This window comes from Umezawaea sp., from assembly GCF_036375055.1.
Classification (GTDB): Bacteria; Actinomycetota; Actinomycetes; order Mycobacteriales; family Pseudonocardiaceae; genus Umezawaea.
The window spans coordinates 24,970-45,436 of record NZ_DASUSQ010000022.1 but is presented as its reverse complement, the minus strand read 5'-3'; the positions used below and the strand labels follow the sequence as shown (position 1 = coordinate 45,436).

Sequence of the window (20,467 nt, the reverse complement as noted above, 5' to 3'; positions counted from 1 at the left end):
ACGTGGAGCGTCCCGCCGGGCGGTAGCCGCGCCCGGCGGGACTCGGTGGTGTGGGTCAGACGGCGGGGGCGCGGACGGCGGCGTGCACGTCCAGCCGCTGCTCCCGCCCGCCGTGGCGGGTGCGCAGGACGACCGTCGGGCGGTCACCGTCGAGCACGAGCTGGACCGTGCGCTCGTCGGTCCAGCCGGAGAAGCGGAACTCGCCGTCGCCGATGTGGACGAGGCCGAACGTCGGCTTGCCGTCCACCGAGAGCACCAGCCGGTCGCCGTCGACGTCCACGCTCGCCGGGAGGTACTGCTGCGGCCGGGTGAACTCGCCCTCCGCCTCCTCGAAGTCGGTGAACGACAGGGGGACGGTGAACTCGCAGGGGTAGCGCTCCAGGTCGTCGAGCGGCACCACCGGGCTGTTGAAGAGCACGTCCTCGGGGTCCATCGCCTCCCGGAACTCCGGCGGGAACAGCGCCAGCAGCTCGGGGGTGAGGGTGGTGTCGACGACCATGTGGACGCGCTTGCGCTTGCCGGTGTTCTCCACCTGGTGCATCCGGCAGAAGTCGCCGAACCAGAACGTGCCGGGCTCCCACACGTGCAGGTCGCCGTCCATCAGCAGCGTGGCGCCGGGGTTGGTGATCAGCGGCACGTGCAGGCGGAGGTTCGCCCACGGGAACCCGATCTTGGTGTCGAAGTGCAGCTCGCTCTGCGCACCGGGCCCGAGCGCGAGCAGCCGGACGCAGCGCAGCGGAGCGGGGATCGAGGCGAGGACCTCGGCCAGGTACGGCGCTTCGGCGAGCCACTTCGTGTCGGCGAAGTCGTCGAGACCCGCGCCGCCGGGATCGGTGCGCAGCTCGCTGCCCGTGGGGCTGCGCAACGGGAGCGCGCGCCAGTCGAAGTCGGCCTCCTCGGCGGGACCGGTGGTCTCGAACGTCGTCTGCAACGACCACTGGTGGCTGTCGAGGACCTTCAGGTCGTCGAGCAGCCGCGCCACGTCGAACGTCGGCAGCAGTCGGACGGCGGACGGGTGGGTGCCGACGTGGGCCTCGCACAGCCTGTATGGGGCGGTCATGGTGGTGGCATCTCCGGGTTCTGCTCGGTTTCGCTTCTCCTGCCACTGTGTTGGCAGCCGGTATCGGGTGCTTCTCCTCCCCGTCTCACGTCACCCGACGGGTTCGGGCGCCGGTGTTGTCGTCCTGCCGCTCGGCAGCAGCGCCCTGGTGCGGCCCGCCGCGAGGAACAGCGCGGCGAGCAGGAGGCCGCTCAGGCCGCCCAGCACCACGAACGAGAACCTGCCGGTGAGCTGGTAGAGCACGACGCCCGCGATCGGGCCGAAGATGTTGCCGACGTCGGAGATGAACCCGAACAGCCCGAACGCCTTGCCCTGGTTGGCCGAGGCCGACTTCAGCTCGACGATGCCCCGCCGCGCGCTCAGGAAGAGCGCCGCGTACCCGATCATGAACACCACGAACCACGCCGCGACCGGCACCGTGCTCGCGCTGATGGCCACACCGGCGAGGCCGACGGACATGAAGCCGAGACCGATCTGGATCATGGTGACCAGGCGCAGCCGCTCGGCGAAGCGGCCGAGCAGCCACATGCCCAGTCCCGACGCGGCGAGCCCGGCGACGAACACGACCGAGATGGCCGACCTGGCCGAGCTGTCCTGCGCGGAGCTGAGGTAGAGCGGGAGCACGGGTTCCAGCGCCGAGTAGATGAACGCGGTGAACATGTCCAGGCCGCCGAGCACGAGCACCCAGATCCACCACCTGGTCACCGGAGCGGTGCCGGAGACGGGGACGGACATCGACGTGTCCTCTTCGGCCGGGAGGACGGCCTTCGACGGGATGGCGCTCAGCAGGCCGAAGGCGGTGGCGGCCGTGATGACGGCGCCGACGAGGAACAGCGCTTCGAGGCCGAGCGGCGTGGCCACCCCGGCGATCAGCGGACCGAGCAGGAACCCGGCCACGGCGGCCGAGCCGAAGTTGCCCATCATCCGGCTCGTGGAGATGTCGTAGTGCTTGCACAGCGCGGCCATCCCGGCGTAGAGCGCGGGGGACACCAGCCCCTCGCCCACACCCCACAGCGCGCGGCCCGCGAGCAGCGTGGCGGAGTCCCCGGCGTACGCGGTGACCACGATGCCGGCCGTGGCGATGAGCAGGGAGGCGCACGCGACACCGTTGGCGCGCCAGCGGTCCACCCACCAGCCGCCGACGGGTTGGGCCAGCGTCTTGGTGGCCGCGAACAGCGCGAACATCAGCGCGATGACCGCGGGGCTCGCCCCCACCCGGTCCTCGAGGTCGGGGACGAACGGGATCAGCACCGTGTACGACGCGTTGACGCTGATGACCGCGATGAGCAGCAGCGCGGCTCGGCGCTGTCCGGGGCCCATCACGTGCCCTCGATGTAGGCCGACAGCAGGTCGTGCATGCCGTTCAGCGCCGGGACGAGGTCGGGGCGGGCTTCCGGGGCGTAGACGAGCGCCCAGAGGTCGGTGCCGGTCAAACCGTGCTTCTCCTTGAACCTGTAGTTGTCGCGGCCCCACTCGATCCGGCGCATGCCGTTGTCGTAGGCCCACTTCGTGCCGCCGTACATGAGCGCCACGTACGTGCTCAGCTCCTTGAGGCCGGCGTACTCGACGCCCCCGCACATGTAGGTGACCTCGTCGCCGTGCCGGAACGCGAAGAACGCGCCGACCAGCCTGCCGTCGACCTCGGCGGCGAGCATCATGGCTCCGGGCACCCGCAGCATCGAGTTCAGCGCGTCCTCGGTGAACAGCGCGGGCCAGTCGTTCTTGTCGCTGGTGTCGACGGTCAGCGGGTAGGCGTGGCGCACCAGGTCGTGCGCGTCGGGGCCCTCGACCATCCGCACGCGCAGGCCGCGCTCCTCGGAGCGGCGCAGCCGCCGCTCGACGTCCCGCTTGATCTTGTTGGGCAGCTTGGTGACCAGGTGGTCGGTGAACGTGCCCGCCGTGTCGCAGCTGTACGTGCGCTCCAGCAGCACCTTGCCGACCGGCGGTCCGACGGCGGCCAGCCAGTCGTCGACGCCCTCGGCGGTGAGGTTGGGCACTACCAGCAGCTCGGCGTCACCGCCGGAGATCCACTCCATCGCGGTCGCGTGCGCGCCGCGGGCCAGCTCGGCGGGCACGTGCCCGCGCTTGCCGTACATGGAGTACGTGGACCCGGCGAAGACGATGGGCGAGCCGAACCGGCCGATGAGGTCGCACTGCACCTCGTAGCCGTGCCAGAACGGCGACAGGGTCACTTCGTAGAGCGGGACGACGGACGCCCCGCCCGCCACTTCCGCGCTGATGTAGGTGTGCCGCGTGCGCCGCTCGACGGGGTTGGTCTCCCACGTGCGCAGCCAGCCCGCCGAGTCGTACAGGCTGCTCGCCACGACCCGGTCGGGCAGTCGATCGGACTGCAACCATCCGGTCCCCTGGCCGATGTGTGTGATCGTCATGCCGCGTACCTCCCTGTGCGAAAGGTATTCAGCGCCGGTCTCACCTCGGTCTCACGTCATTCTCGGCGCGTGCGCGATCGTTGAGAGTTGGCTGATACGACGCGCGCCTACCGTGGCGGTGTGGAGCCTTCAATCATTGTTGAACGGGATGACCAGCCTTCTGTCGACGTGGCGACCTTCCGTCGGGCGATGGCTCAGCTTCCCGCCCCCCTTGCCATCCTGACCTGCTACGGGCCGACCGGAACGCTCATCGGCCTCACCGTCAACGCGGTGTGCTCGGTGTCGGTGTCACCTCCTCTCGTGCTGGTGTGCCTGAACCGGGCGAATTTCAGCCACGACATGGTCGTCGATTCCGAGCGCATTTGTCTGCACGTCCTCGAACCGGGCCAACAGGAATTGGCGCGGCGATTCGCCTCGCCGGTCGACCGGTTCGCCGGGCAGAACGTGCGCCACGGCTGCGTGCCCGAGCTGACCGACGTGCGGGTGCGGATCATCTGCTCGCCGGGCGGGGTGCGCGACGGCGGTGACCACACGATCCTGCTCGGTCGGGTGGTGGAGGTCGTCGACCCCGACAGCGGCGACGGCGGCGGTCTGGTGTGGCACCGGCGCGGCCCCGCGCAGGCGATCCGCAGGGTGTCCTGAAGCCCGGTCCGCCGGGCTCCAGGACACCCCGCGGGGTCAGCTCGTGATGTCCTTGCGGGCGAAGCGCCACGCGGCCAGCGCGCCGAACAGGGCCGTGTACCCGAGCGAGAGCAGCGCGCCGTTGGCCATGTCCGTCCAGTCGACGGTGGTGGAGAAGACGTCGATCCAGTCGAACGCGTGGTGCGTCGGCAGGTAGTCGCGGACGCCGCCGAGCGCGGTGATCGAGTCCAGGATCTGCGACAGGACCACCGCCAGCACGCCACCGCCGACCGCGCCGAGCGGTGCGTCGAGCGACACCGACAGGAACAGCGTGAACCCGGCGATCCAGCTCAGCTGCACCACGACGTACGCCGTCGTGATCGCCATCGCCACCACGCTCGTGCCGAAGGGGACCGCGTCCCCGGTCGGGCTGGTCGCGTCGCCGACGCCGTACCAGATCACGCCCACCAGCAGCGCCGTCGCCGGGAAGAGCACCAGCGCGAGCGCCGACAGCGCCCCGGCGGCCAGCGCCTTCTGCCGCAGCAGCCGCAGCCTCGGCACCGGGATCGAGAGCAGGTACTTGAGGCTCGACCAGGACGCCTCGCCCGCGACCGTCTCGCCGAAGAGCACCGCGACCACCAGCGGCAGCAGGAACGAGCCCGCGACGAAGAACCCGAACACCACGAAGTTCGGCGCGCTCACCACCGCCAGGTCGGCGAAGGTGCCGCCGCGGCGGTCGGGGTCGGGCTCCTCACCCATCCCGAACGCGATCACCAGCACCACCGGCAGCACCACGACCATGCCGAGCAGCAGCTTGGTCCGCCTGCGGCGGAGCTGCCTGCGCAGCTCGACCCCGAGCCGGAGCGTCCGCGACGACCGGTAGCCCGGCACCGCGTCGATGTCCTGAACCTCGCTCATGATCCTTCTCCGACCAGTTGCAGGAACGCGTCTTCCAGCCGCCGCCTCGGTCCGGCGCGCTCGACCGAGACGCCCGCCCCGACCAGCGCCGCCACGGCGTCACCGCACGGCACGCCGTTCAGCACCGCGTGCACCTCGCCGCCGTCCACGTCCACGTCGGTCACGCCGGGGACCGCGGCGAGCGCGGTCGCGGCCAGACCCGGCCGGTCGACCGCGAAGCTCGCGGCACCGCCCGCCGAGGCGATCTCGTCGACCGTCCCGGCCGCGATCACGTGCCCGTGGTGGACCACGACGACGTGCGTCGCGGTCTGCTCCACCTCGGCGAGCAGGTGCGAGGACACCAGCACCGTTCGGCCCGCCGCCGCGTAGCGGCGCAGCACGTCGCGCATCGCGTGGATCTGCGGCGGGTCCAGCCCGTTGGCGGGCTCGTCGAGCACCAGCAGGTCCGGCAGGCCCAGCATCGCCTGCGCGATGGCGAGCCGCTGCCGCATCCCCTGGCTGTAGGTCTTCACCAGCCGGTGCGCCGCGTCGCCGAGCCCGGCGATCTCCAGCGCCTCGTCCAGGTGGGCCTCGTCCGCGGGACGGCCGGTGGCCGCCCAGTACGCCCGCAGGTTCTCCACACCGGACAGGTGCGGCAGGAAGCCCGCGCTCTCCACGAACGAGCCGATCCGCGACAGCACCGCCGCGCCGGGCGTGACGAGGCTGCCGAACACCCTGATCGTGCCGCCGGTCGGCGTGATGAGGCCCATCAGCATCCGCAGCGTGGTCGTCTTGCCCGCGCCGTTCGGGCCGAGCAGGCCGAGGACCTGGCCGCGCTCCACCCGGAACGACAGCCCGTCGACCGCGGTCACGCCGCTGGTGTACGCCTTCGTCAGCCTGTCGATCACCAGCGGGGTGTCCACCAGGTCCGGGTCGACGTCGCGCCCGTGCCGCCGCCGCACGCGGGCGACGACCGCCAGCAGCGCGACCGCGGCGAGCACGGCGCCGATGCCCGCCAGCTGGGCCACGGGCAGCGCCGACCCCAGCGGGACCGCGGGCACGACGGGAACCTCCACCGGGCCCGCCAGCGACACCCGGTAGGCCGCGGGCGTGGTGGGCGTGCGGTAGGTCTGGTCCGTGGTCGCGACCGACAGCTGGAGTTCGTGGCCGTTCTCGAAGGGGCGCACGATGCCCGCCAGAGCGACGTCGACCTCGACGGGCGAGCCGTCGGCGGGCAGCGGCGGCAGGCGCACCGGGGCGACCGCGTTGCCGGGCAGCGTCCTGGTGCCGTTGGGGTCCTTGTCGTAGACCTTCAGGAACAGCACGCCGTCACCGGGCGGCCCGACCGCGGAGACCCGCAGCCGCACCGTGGCCGCGCCCGCCGCCAGCAGCTGCGCGTCCACCGGCCCCGACGTGAAGGTCGCCTGCTGCCCCGGCAGGTCCATGCTGAACAGCGACGCCATCCACGACGTCTGGCCCAGACGTCCGTTGAGCGCGGGCATCCCGCTGATCGCGGCGGGCAGTCCGCCCGGTGGGGTGATGACCACCTGCTCGTCGCCGCTGAGCCGGAGCTGCTCGCGGCGGGTCGAGCCGTGGTGCAGACCGGGGTAGGAGTCGGTCCGGACGGTGCGCGCCGACGGCGTGCCCTCCGGCGTGATGCCGCCCTGGACGTCGTACTCGAAGGCGCCGAAGGGGTTCTCCCCCTCGCGCAGCAGGCGGAACCGCAGCCAGTCGACGATCCGGCCGCGCAACCCCTCGTCCGGGTAGGCGCCGTCGTGGCCGCCCGCGAACCAGACGACCTGGACCTCGCCGCCCGCCGCGGTGATCTGCCGGGCGTTGGCGTCGGCGTGGTCGAGGCCGAACAGGGTGTCCTGCTCGCCCTGCACCAGCAGGGTCGGCGCCGTGACGGCGGAGGTGACCGACGCCGGGGAGAGGGTGCTCAGCAGCCGCAGGGTCTCCTCACCCATGGTGCCGGTCGTGGCGACCTCGGTCCAGGCGCGGCACACCTCGTCGGTGAACCGGCCGCACACCGATCCGAGGTCGGTGTCGCGCTGGGCCGCGACGGGGCGCAGCTCGTCCTCCGGCGACACCTCCGGGTCCAGGCCCATCGAGTAGAGGAAGCCGCCCCACGAGCTCTTGAACACGCCGCCGGGGGCGAACCCGCCGGGAGCCGGTGTCGTGCCGTCGACCTCCCGCTCCGAGACCGCGTTCGGCAGCAGCCCCTGGGCGAGGTCGTTGTAGGTGATCACCGGCACCAGCGCGTCGACCCGCCGGTCGGTACCCGCCAGCAGCAGCGACAGCGAGCCGCCGTAGGAGGCGCCGGACACCGCGATCCGCGGGTCGCCGGGACCGTCCAGCACGACGTCGGGTCGAGCGGCCAGCCGGTCGACGAGCGCGCGGGCGTCGGCGACCTCGGCGTCGGGGGCGTTCAGCCCGATCTTCCCCGTGCTGCGGCCGAAACCGCGCGCGGAGTAGGTCTGCACCACGAACCCGGCCTCGGCCAGCTCGCGGGCGTCGGTGTCGACGCTGTGCTTGTCGCCGCCGAACCCGTGCGCGAGCAGCACCGCGGGCGCGGGCGTGCGCTCGGGGAGGAACAGGCTCGTCTCCAGCGACACCCGTTCCGCCGAACCGGGTGCCGCCGGGACCTCGACGAAGCCCTCCTCCACCCGGAGCGGGCGGGTCGTCGGGTCGCCGCCCGACACCCACACCACCGTCGTGCCCAGCAGCACCGCGACGACGGCACCGAGCGCGACCAGCCTGCCGCGCGACCACGTGACCTGCCAACGGATCTTCACGGGGACGACGCTAGGCGGGCCCCGTATCAACCGGGTCTTGCCGAGCGGTCACCGGTGCCCGTGCGCCCGCCGCGCGGCCACGGCGACGTCGACGTGGTCGCTGAACACGCCGTCGACCCCGGCCGCGAAGTAGGCCGTCAGCTCGTCGGCCAGCCTGCCGTGGTCCGCGGGGTTCGCCGACGACCGGTAGGCCGCGGGCAGGAACTCGTTCTCGGCGGCGAAGGTGTAGACGTGGACGGCCAGCCCGAGCCGGTGCGCCTGGCGGACCAGCGCGGTCGGGCCGCCCAGCGTCCCGTCCTCCCGCCAGGGGATGACCATGGTCTGCTCGGCGCCCACCGCGTCGGCGTACCCGGCGATCTCGCGCAGCCGCTCGGGGGTCACCTGGTCCGCGCTCCAGACGAGCTGGACCAGCGGCACCCGCAGCTGCGCGTCGAGCCGCCTGAGGTTGTCGACCTCGAAGGACTGCACGAACACCTTGGCGTTGGGCCGGTTCAGGCCGTTGGCGTCCAGGGTGCGCACGAGCGCGGGTTCGAGCGGGAGGCCGAGCGAGGCGAAGTACGCCGAGTGCTTGGTCTCCGGGTAGACGCCGATCGTGCGGCCGAGCCTGCGCGACAGGGTCCTGCTCAGGTCGACGACCTCCTGGAAGGTCATGATCGGGTACCGGCCGTCGTGGACCGCGTTCGCCGGGCGCAGCTCGGGACGGGCCTCCTTGGCGCGCAGGGTCTTCAGCTCGGCCAGGGTGAAGTCCTCGGTGAACCAGCCGGTCATCTCCCACCCGTCGACGGTCTTGGTGGTCTTCCGGTCGGCGAACGCGGGGTGGTCGGCGACGTCGGTCGACTGCCCGATCTCGTTCTCGTGCCGGGACACCAGCACACCGTCCTTCGTGGACACCAGGTCGGGTTCGAGGTAGTCCGCGCCCATCCGGGCGGCCAGCTCGTAGGACGCGGCCGTGTGCTCGGGGCGGTACCCGGCGGAACCCCGGTGCCCGATCACCAGCGGCGCGCCGTGGCCCTGCCGTGCCTCGTGGGCCGTGCCGGTGGGCCCGGTGGCCGCCGACGGGGCCGCGAGGCCGAAGTGGAGCAGCAGCACGGCCGCGGTGGCCGCGGCGGCCCGTGCGGGGGACGGGATGCTCGTCATGGTGTTCTCCTGGCGTGCGCTGGAACGGCTTCGTCGGGGCAATCCTGTGGTGCGCAAGGAGAGCGGGCAATCGGATGAGAGCCCGGTGAAGACCCGGATGATAGGTGGGCTCCGTAGCGTCGCCGTCGTGATCGTCCACCAGGCTGCGCGACAGTAGAGGTTCGCCACATGAAGGACTACTCCCAGCAGGTGCTGGCCGGCGAAGGCGGCGACGACTACGCGCGGTACATGCGCACCGACACCCTGCTGTCGTTGCAGCGCGGTGCCGACGAGGTCGTGCACCGCGACGAGCTGCTGTTCCAGGTCGTGCACCAGTCCACCGAGCTGTGGTTGAAGCTCGCCTGCGCCGAGGTGGCGGAAGCCGCCGACTGCATCGGCGTGGACAACCTCGACACCGCCATCCGCCTGCTGGGCAGGGCGTCGCTCGGCGTCGTGCTCGTCACCGACCAGCTGGAGATGATGCGACACCTGTCCCCTTGGGACTTCCAGACCATCAGGACCGTGCTGGGGCACGGTTCCGGCGCCGACTCGCCGGGGTGGAAGTCCGTGCAGCGGCGCAGCCGCCACCTCGGGAGCGTCTTCCGCGACCTCGTCCAGCGGCGCGGCATCGACCTCGCGGACCTGTACCGCAGCAAGGTCGACAGCGCGGAGCAGCGGCTCGCCGAGGCGATGATCGACTGGGACGAGCGGATCTCGCTGTGGCGCGTGCAGCACTACAAGATGGCCACCCGCGTGATCGGCCACCAGGTCGTCGGCACCCAGGGCACCCCCGTCGACGTGCTGGCGAAGCTGATCTCCTACAAGTTCTTCCCCGAGCTGTGGGACGTCCGCACCGAGCTGACCCTGACCGGGCCGATGGCCGAGCCCCCCGAGGCGCGGACATGACCGCCACGACGGCGGGTGGCGCCGTCACCGCGACCGCGTTCCGCGCCCGCTTCCCGGTGCTGGGGCGCAGGACGCACCTGTCCAGTTGCAGCCTCGGCGCGCGGTCGGACGACCTGGACCGCGCGCTGCTGCGGATGGCCGACGACATGACCGGCGGCGGCGGGGCGTGGGAGCAGTTCGAGGAGCAGGTCCGCGGCGCCCGCGAGGGGTTCGCCGCCCTCATCGGCGCGAGCGCCGACCAGGTCGCGCTGGTGCCCAACGCCTCCACCGGCGCCTACCAGGTCGCGTCCACACTGGACTACTCGCGGCGCGGGAGGATCGTCTCGACCGTCGAGGAGTTCCCCTCGCTCTCGCACGTGTGGCTGGCGCAGCGCCCGCGCGGCGCCGACGTCGTGCACGCGGTCGACCCCGTGGACCAGGCGGGGCTGGTCGACCGGCGCACCAGGCTGGTGTCCGTGCCGCTGGTGACCTACGGGCGCGGACTGCGGTCGCCGGTCGGCGACGTGACCCGCGCCGCCCGCGCGGCGGGTGCCGCGGTGTTCGTCGACGCCTACCAGGCGGTCGGCGTGCAGCCCGTGGACGTCGGCGAACTCGACTGCGACTTCCTGGTGGCGGGCGCCATGAAGTACCTGCCCGGCCTGCCGGGGCTCGCCTTCCTCTACGTGCGGTCACCGGACCTCACCGACCGCGACCCCCGGCTCACGGGCTGGTTCGGCCGGGTGGACCCGTTCGCGTTCGACCCCGCCGTCCTCGACTTCCCGGCGGCCGCGACCAGGTTCGAGACCGGCACCCCGGCGGTCCCCGCCTGCTACGCGGCGAACGCCGCCCTTGGCCTGATCGGAGCGCTCGACCTCGCGGAGGTGCGTATGCACGTGCTGCAACTGACGGAGCTGGCCGCGGAGATGCTGGGCGGACAGGGAGAAGAGGTGCGCGTCCTGCCGCCCGAGCGGCGCGGCGCGCACATCGGTCTGGTGGACCCGGATCCCGGCGCGCTGGCCCGCGCGCTGGCCGCCCGCAACGTCTCGGTGAGCCCGCGGGGCGACGTGGTCCGGCTGTCCTTCCACTACTACAACGACTCCGACGACGTGGCGGCGCTGTGCTCGGTGCTCGGCGACCTGCGCTCCTCGACCAGAGCGGGGCGGTAGCCATGTCCACCGCCGAACTGAACTCCTGGCTGCGCGCACCGGACGTCAAGCGGTTCCCCTACGGAGCCGTGGTCCGCGAGTACCACAGCGCCGGGAAGCACTTCGTCGCGCCGGAACTGCTGGAGCTGCTCGCGAACGTGCGCGACCTGCTCCCCGAACTGGGCGGCCCGTGGTCCCACGTGCAGACGCTGGTGTCGTTCCTGGGCACCGCGCTGGACAAGCCGGACAAGCGCTACGACTACCCGTCCTACCTGGCGCTGCCGCTGCTCCAGCTCCCCGGCGCGGACGACCCGGTCGAGCAGGCGCCGTTCGCCAGGACGCGGTGCGACCGGCTCACCGCCCAGCTGGTGGCGGACGCGCTGGCCTTCGAGCTGTCCGCCGCGGACGGGCGCACCACGCTGCTGCCACAGGCCCGGCCGGACGGGGTCGTGGTGCGCAAGCGCTTCCGGCACGGGCTGAGGGTGATCCTGCCCGCGCTCGCCCGGATGTCGCTGGACGCCGGGCTCACCGCCACCGAGCCCGGTGACCTCGCCCGCCAGGCGTGCGCCGCGGTGCGCGGCGACATGTCGTACGCGGAGCGCAGGGCCGTGCAGCTGAGCATCCTGCCCGTGCACACCCTGCACGACGAGTACCTGTTCCTCCGGTCGCTCCAGGCGTTCGAGACCACGTTCTCCCTGCTGGCCACGCAGATCCGCGGTGCCGTCGCGGCGCTGGGGGAGGGCGAGATCGAACGGGCCGTGCACTTCATGAGCAGCTCGGAGGTCGCGCTGCGCGAGTCGTCACCGCTGTTCTCGATGCTGGCGACCATGCAGGTCGAGTCGTTCCGGACGTTCCGGAACTTCACCGAGGGCGCCAGCGCGATCCAGTCCCGCAACTACAAGCTCGTCGAGTCGCTGTGCCGCAGGCCGGACGGCGACCGGGTGGAGTCGGCGGCCTACCGCTCCGTGCCCGACGTGCGGGCGCGGGTGCTCGGCGACCAGCCGACGCTCGACGAGGCCTACCGGCGGATGTGCGAGTCCGACGTGGTCGCGGAGGACGCGCGCAAACCGCTGGCGGAGGCCATGAACTCGTTCGCCCGCGCGATGCTGCGCTGGCGGAGGACGCACTACCGGCTCGCGGTGCGGATGCTCGGCGACGTGCCGGGCACCGGGTACACCGAGGGCACCCCCTACCTCCGCGCCGTGCGGGACATCCCCGTCTTCCACGCGGTCGAGGTGGACGAGAAGGTCGACAACGAGACTACGGGGGCACCGTGACCACCCTCATGAGACCACCGGTCGGCATCGTCGGCGCGGGACCGGTGGGACTGGTGGCCGCGCTGCGGCTGGCCGGGCTCGGGGTTCCCACCGTGGTGCTGGAGGCCGATCCCGAACTGGTGAAGCAGGGCTCCAAGGCGTGCCTGATCCAGGGCGACGTGCTGGAGGTGCTCGACAAGGTCGGGTGCGCCGAGACCATCGCGGACGAGGGCGTCACGTGGACGGTCGCCCGCACCTACGTGCGCAACCGGGAGATCCGGGCCGCGGAGTACCCGCGCGGACCGGGTTTCGGCCCGTTCGTCAACATCTCCCAGCACCGCATCGAGCAGGTGCTCGCCGCGGCGGCGGAGGCGGAACCGCTGTGCGACGTGCGCTGGGGGCACCGGGTCACGGGCGTCTCGCAGGACGCGGGCTCCGTCACCGCGCGGGTGTCCACCGCGCTGGGCGAGGAGGATCTGGTCTTCTCCCACCTGGTCGCGTGCGACGGTGTCCGGAGTGGACTGCGGGAGCTGATGGGCGTGGAGTGGACCGGGTACACGCACCGGGACCGGTTCCTGATCACCGACATCAGGGCCCGGCTGCCGCTGGCCAAGGAGCGGCACTTCCACTACGACCCGGTGTTCAACCCCGGCCGCCAGCTCGTGATGCACCCGCAGCCCGACGACGTCTGGCGGATCGACTGGCAGCTGCCGCCCGACGCCGACATCGAGGCCGAACGCGCCGACGGCCGGTTCGACCAGCGGGTCCGCGCCGTCATCGGCGACGTCCCGTACGAGGTCGACTGGGTCAGCACGTACCGGTTCCACCAGCGGGTCGTCGACCGGCTGAGGGTGGGGCGGGTGCTGTTCGCGGGCGACGCCGCGCACGCGCTGCCGCCGTACGGGTCGCGCGGCATGAACAGCGGCATCCAGGACGCCGACAACCTCGCGTGGAAGATCGCGCTGGTCCGCGCGGGCACCGCGGGTGAGGAGCTGCTGGAGACCTACCACGGCGAGCGCTACGCGGCGGCCGAGGAGAACCTGCGCGTCACCGAGGCCACCATCCGGTTCATGGTGCCGCCGAACAGGATCCGCCGCTGGACGCGCGCGGTGCTGCTGACGCTGTCCCGGTCCCTCGGACTGGCGCGCAAGCACGTCAACAGCGGGCGGATGGCCGAACCCTTCACCTACACCGGGTCGCCGCTGGTGGAGACCGGGCACCCGCTGCTGGGCGCGTTCGCCCCGGACTGCCGGGTGGTGGTCGAGGGCGTGCCGACCCGGCTGCGCACGCTGCTCGGCGGGGGCTTCGTCGGACTGGTCTTCGCCTCCACCGGGCAGGGGGCCGCCGCCGTCGCGGAGGCCGCGTGGGCCCGGCCGTGGGACGTCCCGGCCCGCCTGGTGGCCGTCCTGCCGCCGGGTGCGCCGGTCGACGGCCTGAGCCCGGAGATCACCGTCGCCACGGCCGTGGACGACGCGGTGGACGCCTACGGCACCGGGTGGTGGCTGGTCCGTCCCGACGGCCACCTCGCGGCGCGGGACCGGTCGGGCGAGTCGTTCCCGAGCGCTCTTCGAGCGGCCGCGGGCATCGTCGGGTCGGAGCTGGTCGACAGGGTCGCTGAACCGTCGTGAACGTGGAGGGGAACCGGACATGGGCAACACCTACAGCAGGCGCGCGGTGATCGCGGGCACCGGTGCGGTGATCGCGGGTACCGCGGTGGCGGCCTGCGGCGAGGTCGTCCGCACCGCGGAGCCGCCGCCGCCCGGCACGCCGCTGGGCACCGCGTCGGACATCCCGGTCGGCGGCGGGCAGATCTTCGCTGAACAGGGCGTGGTCGTCGTCCAACCCCAGGAGGGCGTGTTCAAGGCCTTCTCGTCGGTCTGCACGCACCGCGGCTGCGCCATCACCGGCTTCGGCAACGGGACGATCAACTGCGACTGCCACCACAGCACGTTCTCCATGGCCGACGGGTCCGTCACCGGCGGACCGGCCAAGCAGCCGCTGCCGCAGTTCGACGTCGAGTTCGACGGCGACGACATCCGGACGGTGTAGCGATGGGCGTGCTCACGGACCTGGTGGGGGCGCTGCGCGGCGGTGCCGTCGAGGTCGTCGACCTCACGGCGCCGCTGTCCGAGCGGACGCCGATCATCGCGCTGCCACCGGACCGCGGCCAGCCGTGGCCGTTCTCCCGCGAGGTCATCAGCGACTACGACGCGGCCGGGCCGACGGTGTACTGGAACAACATCCGGCTGTCCGAGCACACCGGCACCCACTTCGACGCGCCGGTGCACTGGCTGTCCGGCAAGGGGTCGCAGGACGTGTCGGAGGTGCCGCCCGCCCGGCTGGTCGGCCCCGCGGCGGTGCTGGACCTCTCCGCGCGCGCCGCCGCCGACCCGGACTTCCTGCTGCGCAGGGACGACGTCGAGCGGTGGCAGGCCGAGCACGGCCCGCTCCCGGACGGCGGCTGGCTGCTCTACCGCACCGGCTGGGACGCCTACCGGGACGATCCGGCCCGGTTCCTCAACGACGGGCACACGCCCGGCGTCGACCAGGAGTGCGCGCGCTGGCTGGCCGAGGAGACGCCGCTGACCGGCATCGGGGTCGAGACCGTCGGCACGGACGCGGGGCTGGCGGGCGAGTTCGACCGGCCCTACCCGTGCCACTGGTTCTTCCACGGCGCGGGCAAGTACGGCCTGACCCAGCTCCGCAACCTGGCCCTGCTGCCGCCCACCGGCGCCGTGCTGGTGGCGGGCCCGCTGCCGATCGTTCGCGGTTCGGGCAGCCCCACCCGTGTCCTCGCGCTGGTCGAACGACCCTCATGATGTCCGGCATGGGTTCCGACAGCCACAACGTGATCGAGGTCCGCGGTGCGCGGCACAACAACCTGGCGGACGTCTCGCTCGACATCCCGAAGCGGAGGCTCACCGTCTTCACCGGTGTGTCCGGTTCCGGGAAGTCGTCGCTGGTGTTCGGCACGATCGCGGCCGAGTCGCGCAGGCTGCTCAACGAGACCTACACCGCGTACGTCCAGGGCCACCTGCCGTCGATGAGCAGGCCGGACGTCGACGCGCTGAGGAACCTGAGCGTGGCGCTGGTGGTCGACCAGGAGCGGATGGGGTCGAACTCGCGGTCGACCGTCGGCACCGCGACCGACGCCCAGACGATGCTGCGGGTCGTGTTCAGCAGGCTCGGCGACCCGCACATCGGCCCGTCCAGCGCGTTCAGCTTCAACACCCCCGAGGGCGCGTGCCCGGTCTGCGAGGGGCACGGGTACGTCTCGGACATCGACGTGGACGCCGTGCTGGACCGCCGGAAGTCGCTGAACGAGGGCGCGATCACGGCACCGCACACCGGGATCGGCTCGTGGTACTGGCAGATCATCACCGGATCGGGTTACTTCGACCCGGACAAGAAGCTCGCCGACTTCACCGAGCAGGAGTGGGACGACCTGCTGGAGCGGCCCGCGACGAAGATGCGGAAGGGCGACAGCAAGGCCACCTACGAGGGCCTGCTGGTGAAGATGCGCCGCCACTTCCTGACCAAGGACCGCGACGCGCTGCGCCCCGACCTGCGCGCCTACGTCGACAAGATCGCGACGTTCACCCACTGCCGCTCGTGCGACGGGACCCGGCTGAACCCGGCCGCGCTGTCGTCGCGGATCGCCGGGCGCAACATCGCCGAGTGCGCGGCGATGCAGGTCGACGACCTCGCCGCGTTCGTCCGCGACCTCGACACCCCGTCGGTCGGCCCGGTGCTGGCCGCGCTGTCGTCCACGTTGGACTCGCTGGTGGAGATCGGCCTCGGCTACCTGAGCCTGGACCGCGAGTCGTCCACCCTGTCCGGCGGCGAGGCGCAGCGGGTGAAGACCGTGCGGCACCTGGGATCCAGCCTCAGCGACGTCACCTACGTCTTCGACGAGCCGACCGTCGGCCTGCACCCGCACGACGTGCAGCGGATGAACGGGCTCCTGCTCCGGCTGCGGGACAACGGGAACACGGTGCTCGTCGTCGAGCACAAGCCCGAGGTCGTCGAGATCGCCGACCACGTCGTCGACCTCGGACCCGGCGCGGGGTCGGCGGGCGGCCACGTGTGCTACACCGGTGACGTGGCGGGTCTGCGGGCCTCGGACACGGTGACCGGCCGGTACCTGGACCACCGCGTCGAGCTGCGCTCCGCACCGCGCGAGCCGTCCGGTCGGTTGCCCATCACCGGGGCGTCGCTGCACAACCTCCGCGACGTGTCCGTGGACATCCCGCTCGGCGTGCTCACCGTGGTCACCGGCGTGTCCGGCGCGGGCAAGACGTCGCTGGTCCACGGCTCGCTGGGGAAGCGCGACGACGTGGTCGTGGTGGACCAGTCGGCGATCCGCGGGTCGCGGCGCAGCAACCCGGCCACCTACACCGGGATGCTGGACCCGATCCGGACCTCCTTCGCCAAGGCCAACAAGGTGAAGGCCGCCCTGTTCAGCGCGAACTCCGAGGGCGCCTGCCCGAGGTGCAAGGGCCTCGGCGTCATCTACACCGACCTCGCGATGATGGCGGGCGTGTCGTCGGTGTGCGAGGACTGCGGCGGCAAGCGGTACACGGCCGAGGTGCTCGCGCACACGCTGCGGGGCAAGAACATCAGCCAGGTGCTCGCCATGCCGGTCGCCGAGGCGCTGGAGTTCTTCCCGTCCGGCAGGGTCCACGCGGTCCTGGCCCGCCTCGCCGACGTCGGCCTCGGCTACCTGCGCCTCGGCCAGCCGCTGAACACCCTGTCCGGCGGCGAACGGCAGCGCCTCAAGCTCGCCATCCACATGGGCGAGGGCGCCGCGACCTACGTCCTCGACGAACCCACCGCGGGCCTGCACCTGGCCGACGTCGACCAGCTCCTCGCCCTCCTCGACCGCCTGGTCGACGGCGGCAGCACGGTCGTCGTGGTCGAACACCACCAGGCCGTCATGGCCCACGCCGACTGGCTGATCGACATCGGTCCCGGCGCGGGGCACGACGGTGGCCGGGTCGTGTTCACCGGCACGCCCGCGGAACTGGTCGCCGACGCCGACACGTACACGGCGCAGCACCTGAGGAAGTACCTGCGCCGCTGATCCGTTGCGGCACAACGTGTTTACGCAATAGTGCGGAAAACCTGTCCTGTGCGGGGGCGGTGATAGGTTCGGTGACCCACGGACGGCGCGCTGGAGTGCGGAGCATCCATGCCCAAGGACCACCCCCTGACCTATCGCGGCGCGTTGCGGATCCTCGGCAGCGACGACCCGCCGTGGCTGAAGGCGGTGGACCGCGCGCTCGGCGGCGTCGTCCTCGCCGCACCGGCCGTCGGCATCCTCGGTCCGGCGGGTGTCGCCGCGGCCGTGTGGGGCTCCGTCGACCAGAAGAACCAGGCGTTCACGCTGGCCGGGGACGCGCTCCGCGCGGTGTCCCAGCGGCGGCTCGGCACCGCGGGCTACGAGCGGCGTCAGCTGATCGCGGCCGCGCACACCGTGCTCGTGGTGACGTCCTTCTTCGAAGCGCTCCGGAACCACCTGGGGGACCGGGCGTTCGAGGCGCTGGAACTCACGACCGGCGACCAGGTCGGCCTGGTGGCCGGCTGGGACGGCGAGCACGGCGGCAAGCTGGTGGACCAGCTCTACGCCGCCGCCGTGCCCGCCCCGTCGGCCAGGCGGGGATTCGAGGAGAACACCGCCGCCGTCACGGCCTGGCTGCGCGAACTCGCGGAGCGCGCCACGTCCTTCCTGGACGGCTTGCAGGAGTGGCACGGCGGCGTCGACTTCGCGGCGGTCGTGGTGGACGCGACCGCCGAGTACCGCGAGCACTACCTCCGCATGGCGGCCGACGTGCCCGAATTCCTGGTGTGGGCGTCGTTCGGGGAGCACGCCGCCACCCGCGACGAGGTGCGCGGCACCCGCGGTGAGCTCGCTGCGGCGCTCGACCACCACGGTGCCGCACTGGCCAGGGTCGAACGGCTGCTCAGCCTGGACCCGCCACCGGAGGCACCGGCCGTGCCGGACTCCCGCACGACCCTCCACCGGGCGAACACGTCGGTGCTCGGCCAGCGGATCGTGCCCGACGACCAGTCCGAGCACCGCGACGACATCGAGTTCCCGACCGTCGGTCGGATCCACGTGAACCCGCGCTACCGAGTCTGCGACCGGCCGTCGTCCGACTCGGCTCCGTGGGACGACCGGTGGTGGCGGGACCAGCCGGTCGGCGACGACCTGGACGTCCTCCTCGCCGCTCACCTCACGTCACCGGACGGTGCGGAGTGGCCCCTGTTGCTGCTCGGCCACCCCGGCGCGGGCAAGTCGCTGCTGACGCAGGTCCTCGCGGCGCGCCTGCCGCTGTCGGAGTACACGGTGGTGCGCGTGCCGCTGCGCCGCGTGGACGTCGACGCGCCGGTGTACGACCAGGTCGAACAGGCGTTGCACGCGACCACCCACGGGCGGGTGAGCTGGCCGGTGCTGGTGGAGCAGAGCGCGAGCACGGTCCGGGTCGTCCTGCTGGACGGCCTGGACGAGCTGCTCCAGGCCTCCTCCAGCAGGCGCGCGGGCTACCTCCAGGAGGTGGTCCGCTTCCAGCAGCGGGAAGCGGACATGGGGCATCCCGTGGTCGTGGTCGTCACCTCCCGCACGGTCGTCGCCGACCGGGTCACCATTCCGCACCGCTCGCCCGTGGTGCGGCTGGAGGAGTTCGACGAGGAACAGGTCACGGCGTGGCTCGACGTCTGGAACGACGCCAACCGGGCAGGCGCGCGGGCAGGCACCTTCCGGCCGCTGGACGTCGACACCGCGATGGTCCACCGCGACCTGGTCGAGCAGCCCCTGCTGCTGTTCATGCTGGCCCTCTACTCCGCCGACCCGAACGCGACGAGCTTGGGCGCGGACCTGTCCAAGGCCGCGCTGTACGGGCACCTGCTGGAGTCCTTCGCCCGCCGTGAGGTCACCCGTCCGTTCGGCGACCGTTCCGAGGAGGACTTCGAGGAAGCCGTCGACGACCACCTGTGGCGGCTCGGGATCGTGGCGCTGGGCATGGTCAACAGGGGGCGGCAGAACATCACCGAGGCCGAACTCGCAGCGGACGCCGCGGCGTTCAGCGAGGGAGACGGCCGGGAGTCCACCGCCGCGAAGTGGACCATCGGGCAGTTCTTCTTCGTGCACGTGGACGAGACGAACCAGCACGTGCAGCGGCTGAGCGAGAAGAGCTACGAGTTCCTGCACGCCACCTTCGGCGAGTACCTCGTCGCCCGGCACCTGCTCGGAGTGGTCGTCCAGCAACTGCCGTCGGGCGGTCGGCGTCGGGACCGCGACTACGACGACCTGCTGTTCGCGGTGACGTCGCACCAACCCCTGAGCAACCGTCGGACGATCCTGACGTTCCTCCAGGAGTTGGTCGAAGAGCTTCCCCCCGAGCGTCGGCGCGCCATCACCCGCATGGTCAGGGACCTGCTGGTGAACCACCGCAAGCGGCACCGGTCCGACCGGTTCGCGAACTACCGCCCGCTGCCCGTGGACCACGTCCGCGAACTCGCCGCGTACTCGGCGAACCTGGTGCTGCTGCGCGTCGTGCTCGGTGACGGCGAGGTGCCGCTGGACGAGGTGTGGCCCGGTGAGGACGACCAGGACCACTGGCGTTCGACCGTCGACCTGTGGCGTGCGGGGCTCGACGTCCTGAGCTGGCAGGACCTGGTGAGCACGCTCAACCGGCGCGTCGACTCGATCACGCTGGACCACGCCTTCGGCGGTGGGATCACGGCGGACATGTCCCACGTGCGGCTGACCGGGGACGAGGACCGGCTGCGGAGACTTCGATACGGGTCCGCCGTGAACGACGCGCTTCTCACATCGAGCAGGTTCGACGATCCGTCCGAGAACGTCGATGTCCTCATCAGCGGTGCGCTCGATTCGCTGTTCCCCGGTCACGGGGTCAACCTGCTTCTTCCGACCAGGTTTGAGCCCTCACCTCGCTTGGACGCGGCTGTCGAGCTGATGAGCCGAGTCCTGGTCGAGCACGGCGCCGCACTGCCCTACGAAGCCGTTTCCCTCATCGCCGACTGGGCGCGGAAGACCAGGTCGGTGGTGCGGCTCCAGCACAGAGCGCTCAGCAGGTTGCTGGAGGCGCATCCCCGACTCCTCGAGGAGTTCTCCGTGCTGTTCGAGGAGGTCCCGCGACACGAGGAGCCCGTCGCCGTTCCGGATGGTGTGACCAGGTACAACATCACCGTGTTGACGGAGAACTTCATGGAGAACCGGTCCACCATGGGCGTGGTGCTCGACGCGGTCGAGGTGAAGACAGCCCCGCACCCGCGGTAG

General features: G+C 71.9%; 15 protein-coding genes. 9 read left to right on the top strand and 6 right to left on the bottom strand.

Annotation, left to right across the window (positions count from 1 at the left end):
• Positions 1-55: 55 nt before the first annotated feature.
• From VFZ92_RS07500 to VFZ92_RS07490, 3 genes are all read right to left on the bottom strand, one after another.
• The gene (locus VFZ92_RS07500) at positions 56-1,060 is read right to left on the bottom strand and encodes an aspartyl/asparaginyl beta-hydroxylase domain-containing protein (RefSeq protein ID WP_330875063.1); all 1,005 of its coding nucleotides are present in this window, start codon (positions 1,058-1,060) and stop codon (positions 56-58) included.
• A 90-nt stretch (positions 1,061-1,150) separates the two neighbouring features.
• The gene (locus VFZ92_RS07495) at positions 1,151-2,380 is read right to left on the bottom strand and encodes an MFS transporter (protein WP_330875062.1); all 1,230 of its coding nucleotides are present in this window, start codon (positions 2,378-2,380) and stop codon (positions 1,151-1,153) included.
• Positions 2,380-3,450, bottom strand: a complete 1,071-nt coding sequence (locus VFZ92_RS07490; protein WP_330875061.1) for a GNAT family N-acetyltransferase — start codon at positions 3,448-3,450, stop codon at positions 2,380-2,382. The genes VFZ92_RS07495 and VFZ92_RS07490 overlap by 1 nt, the downstream gene beginning before the upstream one ends.
• A gap of 87 nt (positions 3,451-3,537) precedes the next feature.
• Between VFZ92_RS07490 and VFZ92_RS07485 the strand changes: the two genes are divergently transcribed.
• On the top strand, positions 3,538-4,092 hold the full coding sequence (locus VFZ92_RS07485) for a flavin reductase family protein (RefSeq protein ID WP_330875060.1): 555 nt from the start codon (positions 3,538-3,540) through the stop codon (positions 4,090-4,092).
• Positions 4,093-4,128: 36 nt separating this feature from the next.
• Here the strand turns inward: VFZ92_RS07485 and VFZ92_RS07480 are convergent, their stop codons facing one another.
• Genes VFZ92_RS07480 through VFZ92_RS07470 form a run of 3 tightly spaced genes read right to left on the bottom strand, consistent with a single transcriptional unit; the run spans position 4,129 to position 8,900 of the window.
• Entirely contained in the window at positions 4,129-4,989 is an 861-nt protein-coding gene (locus VFZ92_RS07480) for an ABC transporter permease (protein WP_330875059.1), read from the bottom strand.
• A complete protein-coding gene (locus VFZ92_RS07475) occupies positions 4,986-7,763 on the bottom strand; it encodes an alpha/beta fold hydrolase (RefSeq protein ID WP_414719841.1) in 2,778 nt (925 codons plus the stop codon). Before VFZ92_RS07475 ends, VFZ92_RS07480 begins: the two co-directional genes overlap by 4 nt.
• 48 nt (positions 7,764-7,811) lie before the next feature.
• On the bottom strand, positions 7,812-8,900 hold the full coding sequence (locus VFZ92_RS07470; protein WP_330875058.1) for a glycerophosphodiester phosphodiesterase family protein: 1,089 nt from the start codon (positions 8,898-8,900) through the stop codon (positions 7,812-7,814).
• A 168-nt stretch (positions 8,901-9,068) separates the two neighbouring features.
• Here VFZ92_RS07470 and VFZ92_RS07465 point away from each other — a divergent pair, with 168 nt between their 5' ends.
• The 8 genes from VFZ92_RS07465 to VFZ92_RS07430 all read left to right on the top strand — a co-directional run bounded on the left by VFZ92_RS07465 (position 9,069) and on the right by VFZ92_RS07430 (position 20,467).
• The gene (locus VFZ92_RS07465; protein ID WP_330875057.1) at positions 9,069-9,785 is read left to right on the top strand and encodes a tryptophan 2,3-dioxygenase family protein; all 717 of its coding nucleotides are present in this window, start codon (positions 9,069-9,071) and stop codon (positions 9,783-9,785) included.
• Positions 9,782-10,930: an aminotransferase class V-fold PLP-dependent enzyme gene (locus VFZ92_RS07460; protein WP_330875056.1), complete on the top strand. Its 1,149-nt coding sequence runs from the start codon at positions 9,782-9,784 to the stop codon at positions 10,928-10,930. The genes VFZ92_RS07465 and VFZ92_RS07460 overlap by 4 nt, the downstream gene beginning before the upstream one ends.
• Positions 10,931-10,932: 2 nt before the next feature.
• Positions 10,933-12,186: a hypothetical protein gene (locus VFZ92_RS07455; RefSeq protein ID WP_330875055.1), complete on the top strand. Its 1,254-nt coding sequence runs from the start codon at positions 10,933-10,935 to the stop codon at positions 12,184-12,186.
• Positions 12,183-13,793, top strand: a complete 1,611-nt coding sequence (locus tag VFZ92_RS07450) for an FAD-dependent monooxygenase (RefSeq protein WP_330875054.1) — start codon at positions 12,183-12,185, stop codon at positions 13,791-13,793. Before VFZ92_RS07455 ends, VFZ92_RS07450 begins: the two co-directional genes overlap by 4 nt.
• A 19-nt stretch (positions 13,794-13,812) precedes the next feature.
• Positions 13,813-14,214, top strand: a complete 402-nt coding sequence (locus VFZ92_RS07445) for a Rieske (2Fe-2S) protein (RefSeq protein ID WP_330875053.1) — start codon at positions 13,813-13,815, stop codon at positions 14,212-14,214.
• Between the two features lie 2 nt (positions 14,215-14,216).
• Positions 14,217-14,984: a cyclase family protein gene (locus VFZ92_RS07440; protein ID WP_330875052.1), complete on the top strand. Its 768-nt coding sequence runs from the start codon at positions 14,217-14,219 to the stop codon at positions 14,982-14,984.
• Between the two features lie 8 nt (positions 14,985-14,992).
• Positions 14,993-17,248: an excinuclease ABC subunit UvrA gene (locus VFZ92_RS07435; RefSeq protein WP_330875051.1), complete on the top strand. Its 2,256-nt coding sequence runs from the start codon at positions 14,993-14,995 to the stop codon at positions 17,246-17,248.
• Between the two features lie 108 nt (positions 17,249-17,356).
• A complete protein-coding gene (locus VFZ92_RS07430) occupies positions 17,357-20,467 on the top strand; it encodes an ATP-binding protein (RefSeq protein WP_330875050.1) in 3,111 nt (1,036 codons plus the stop codon).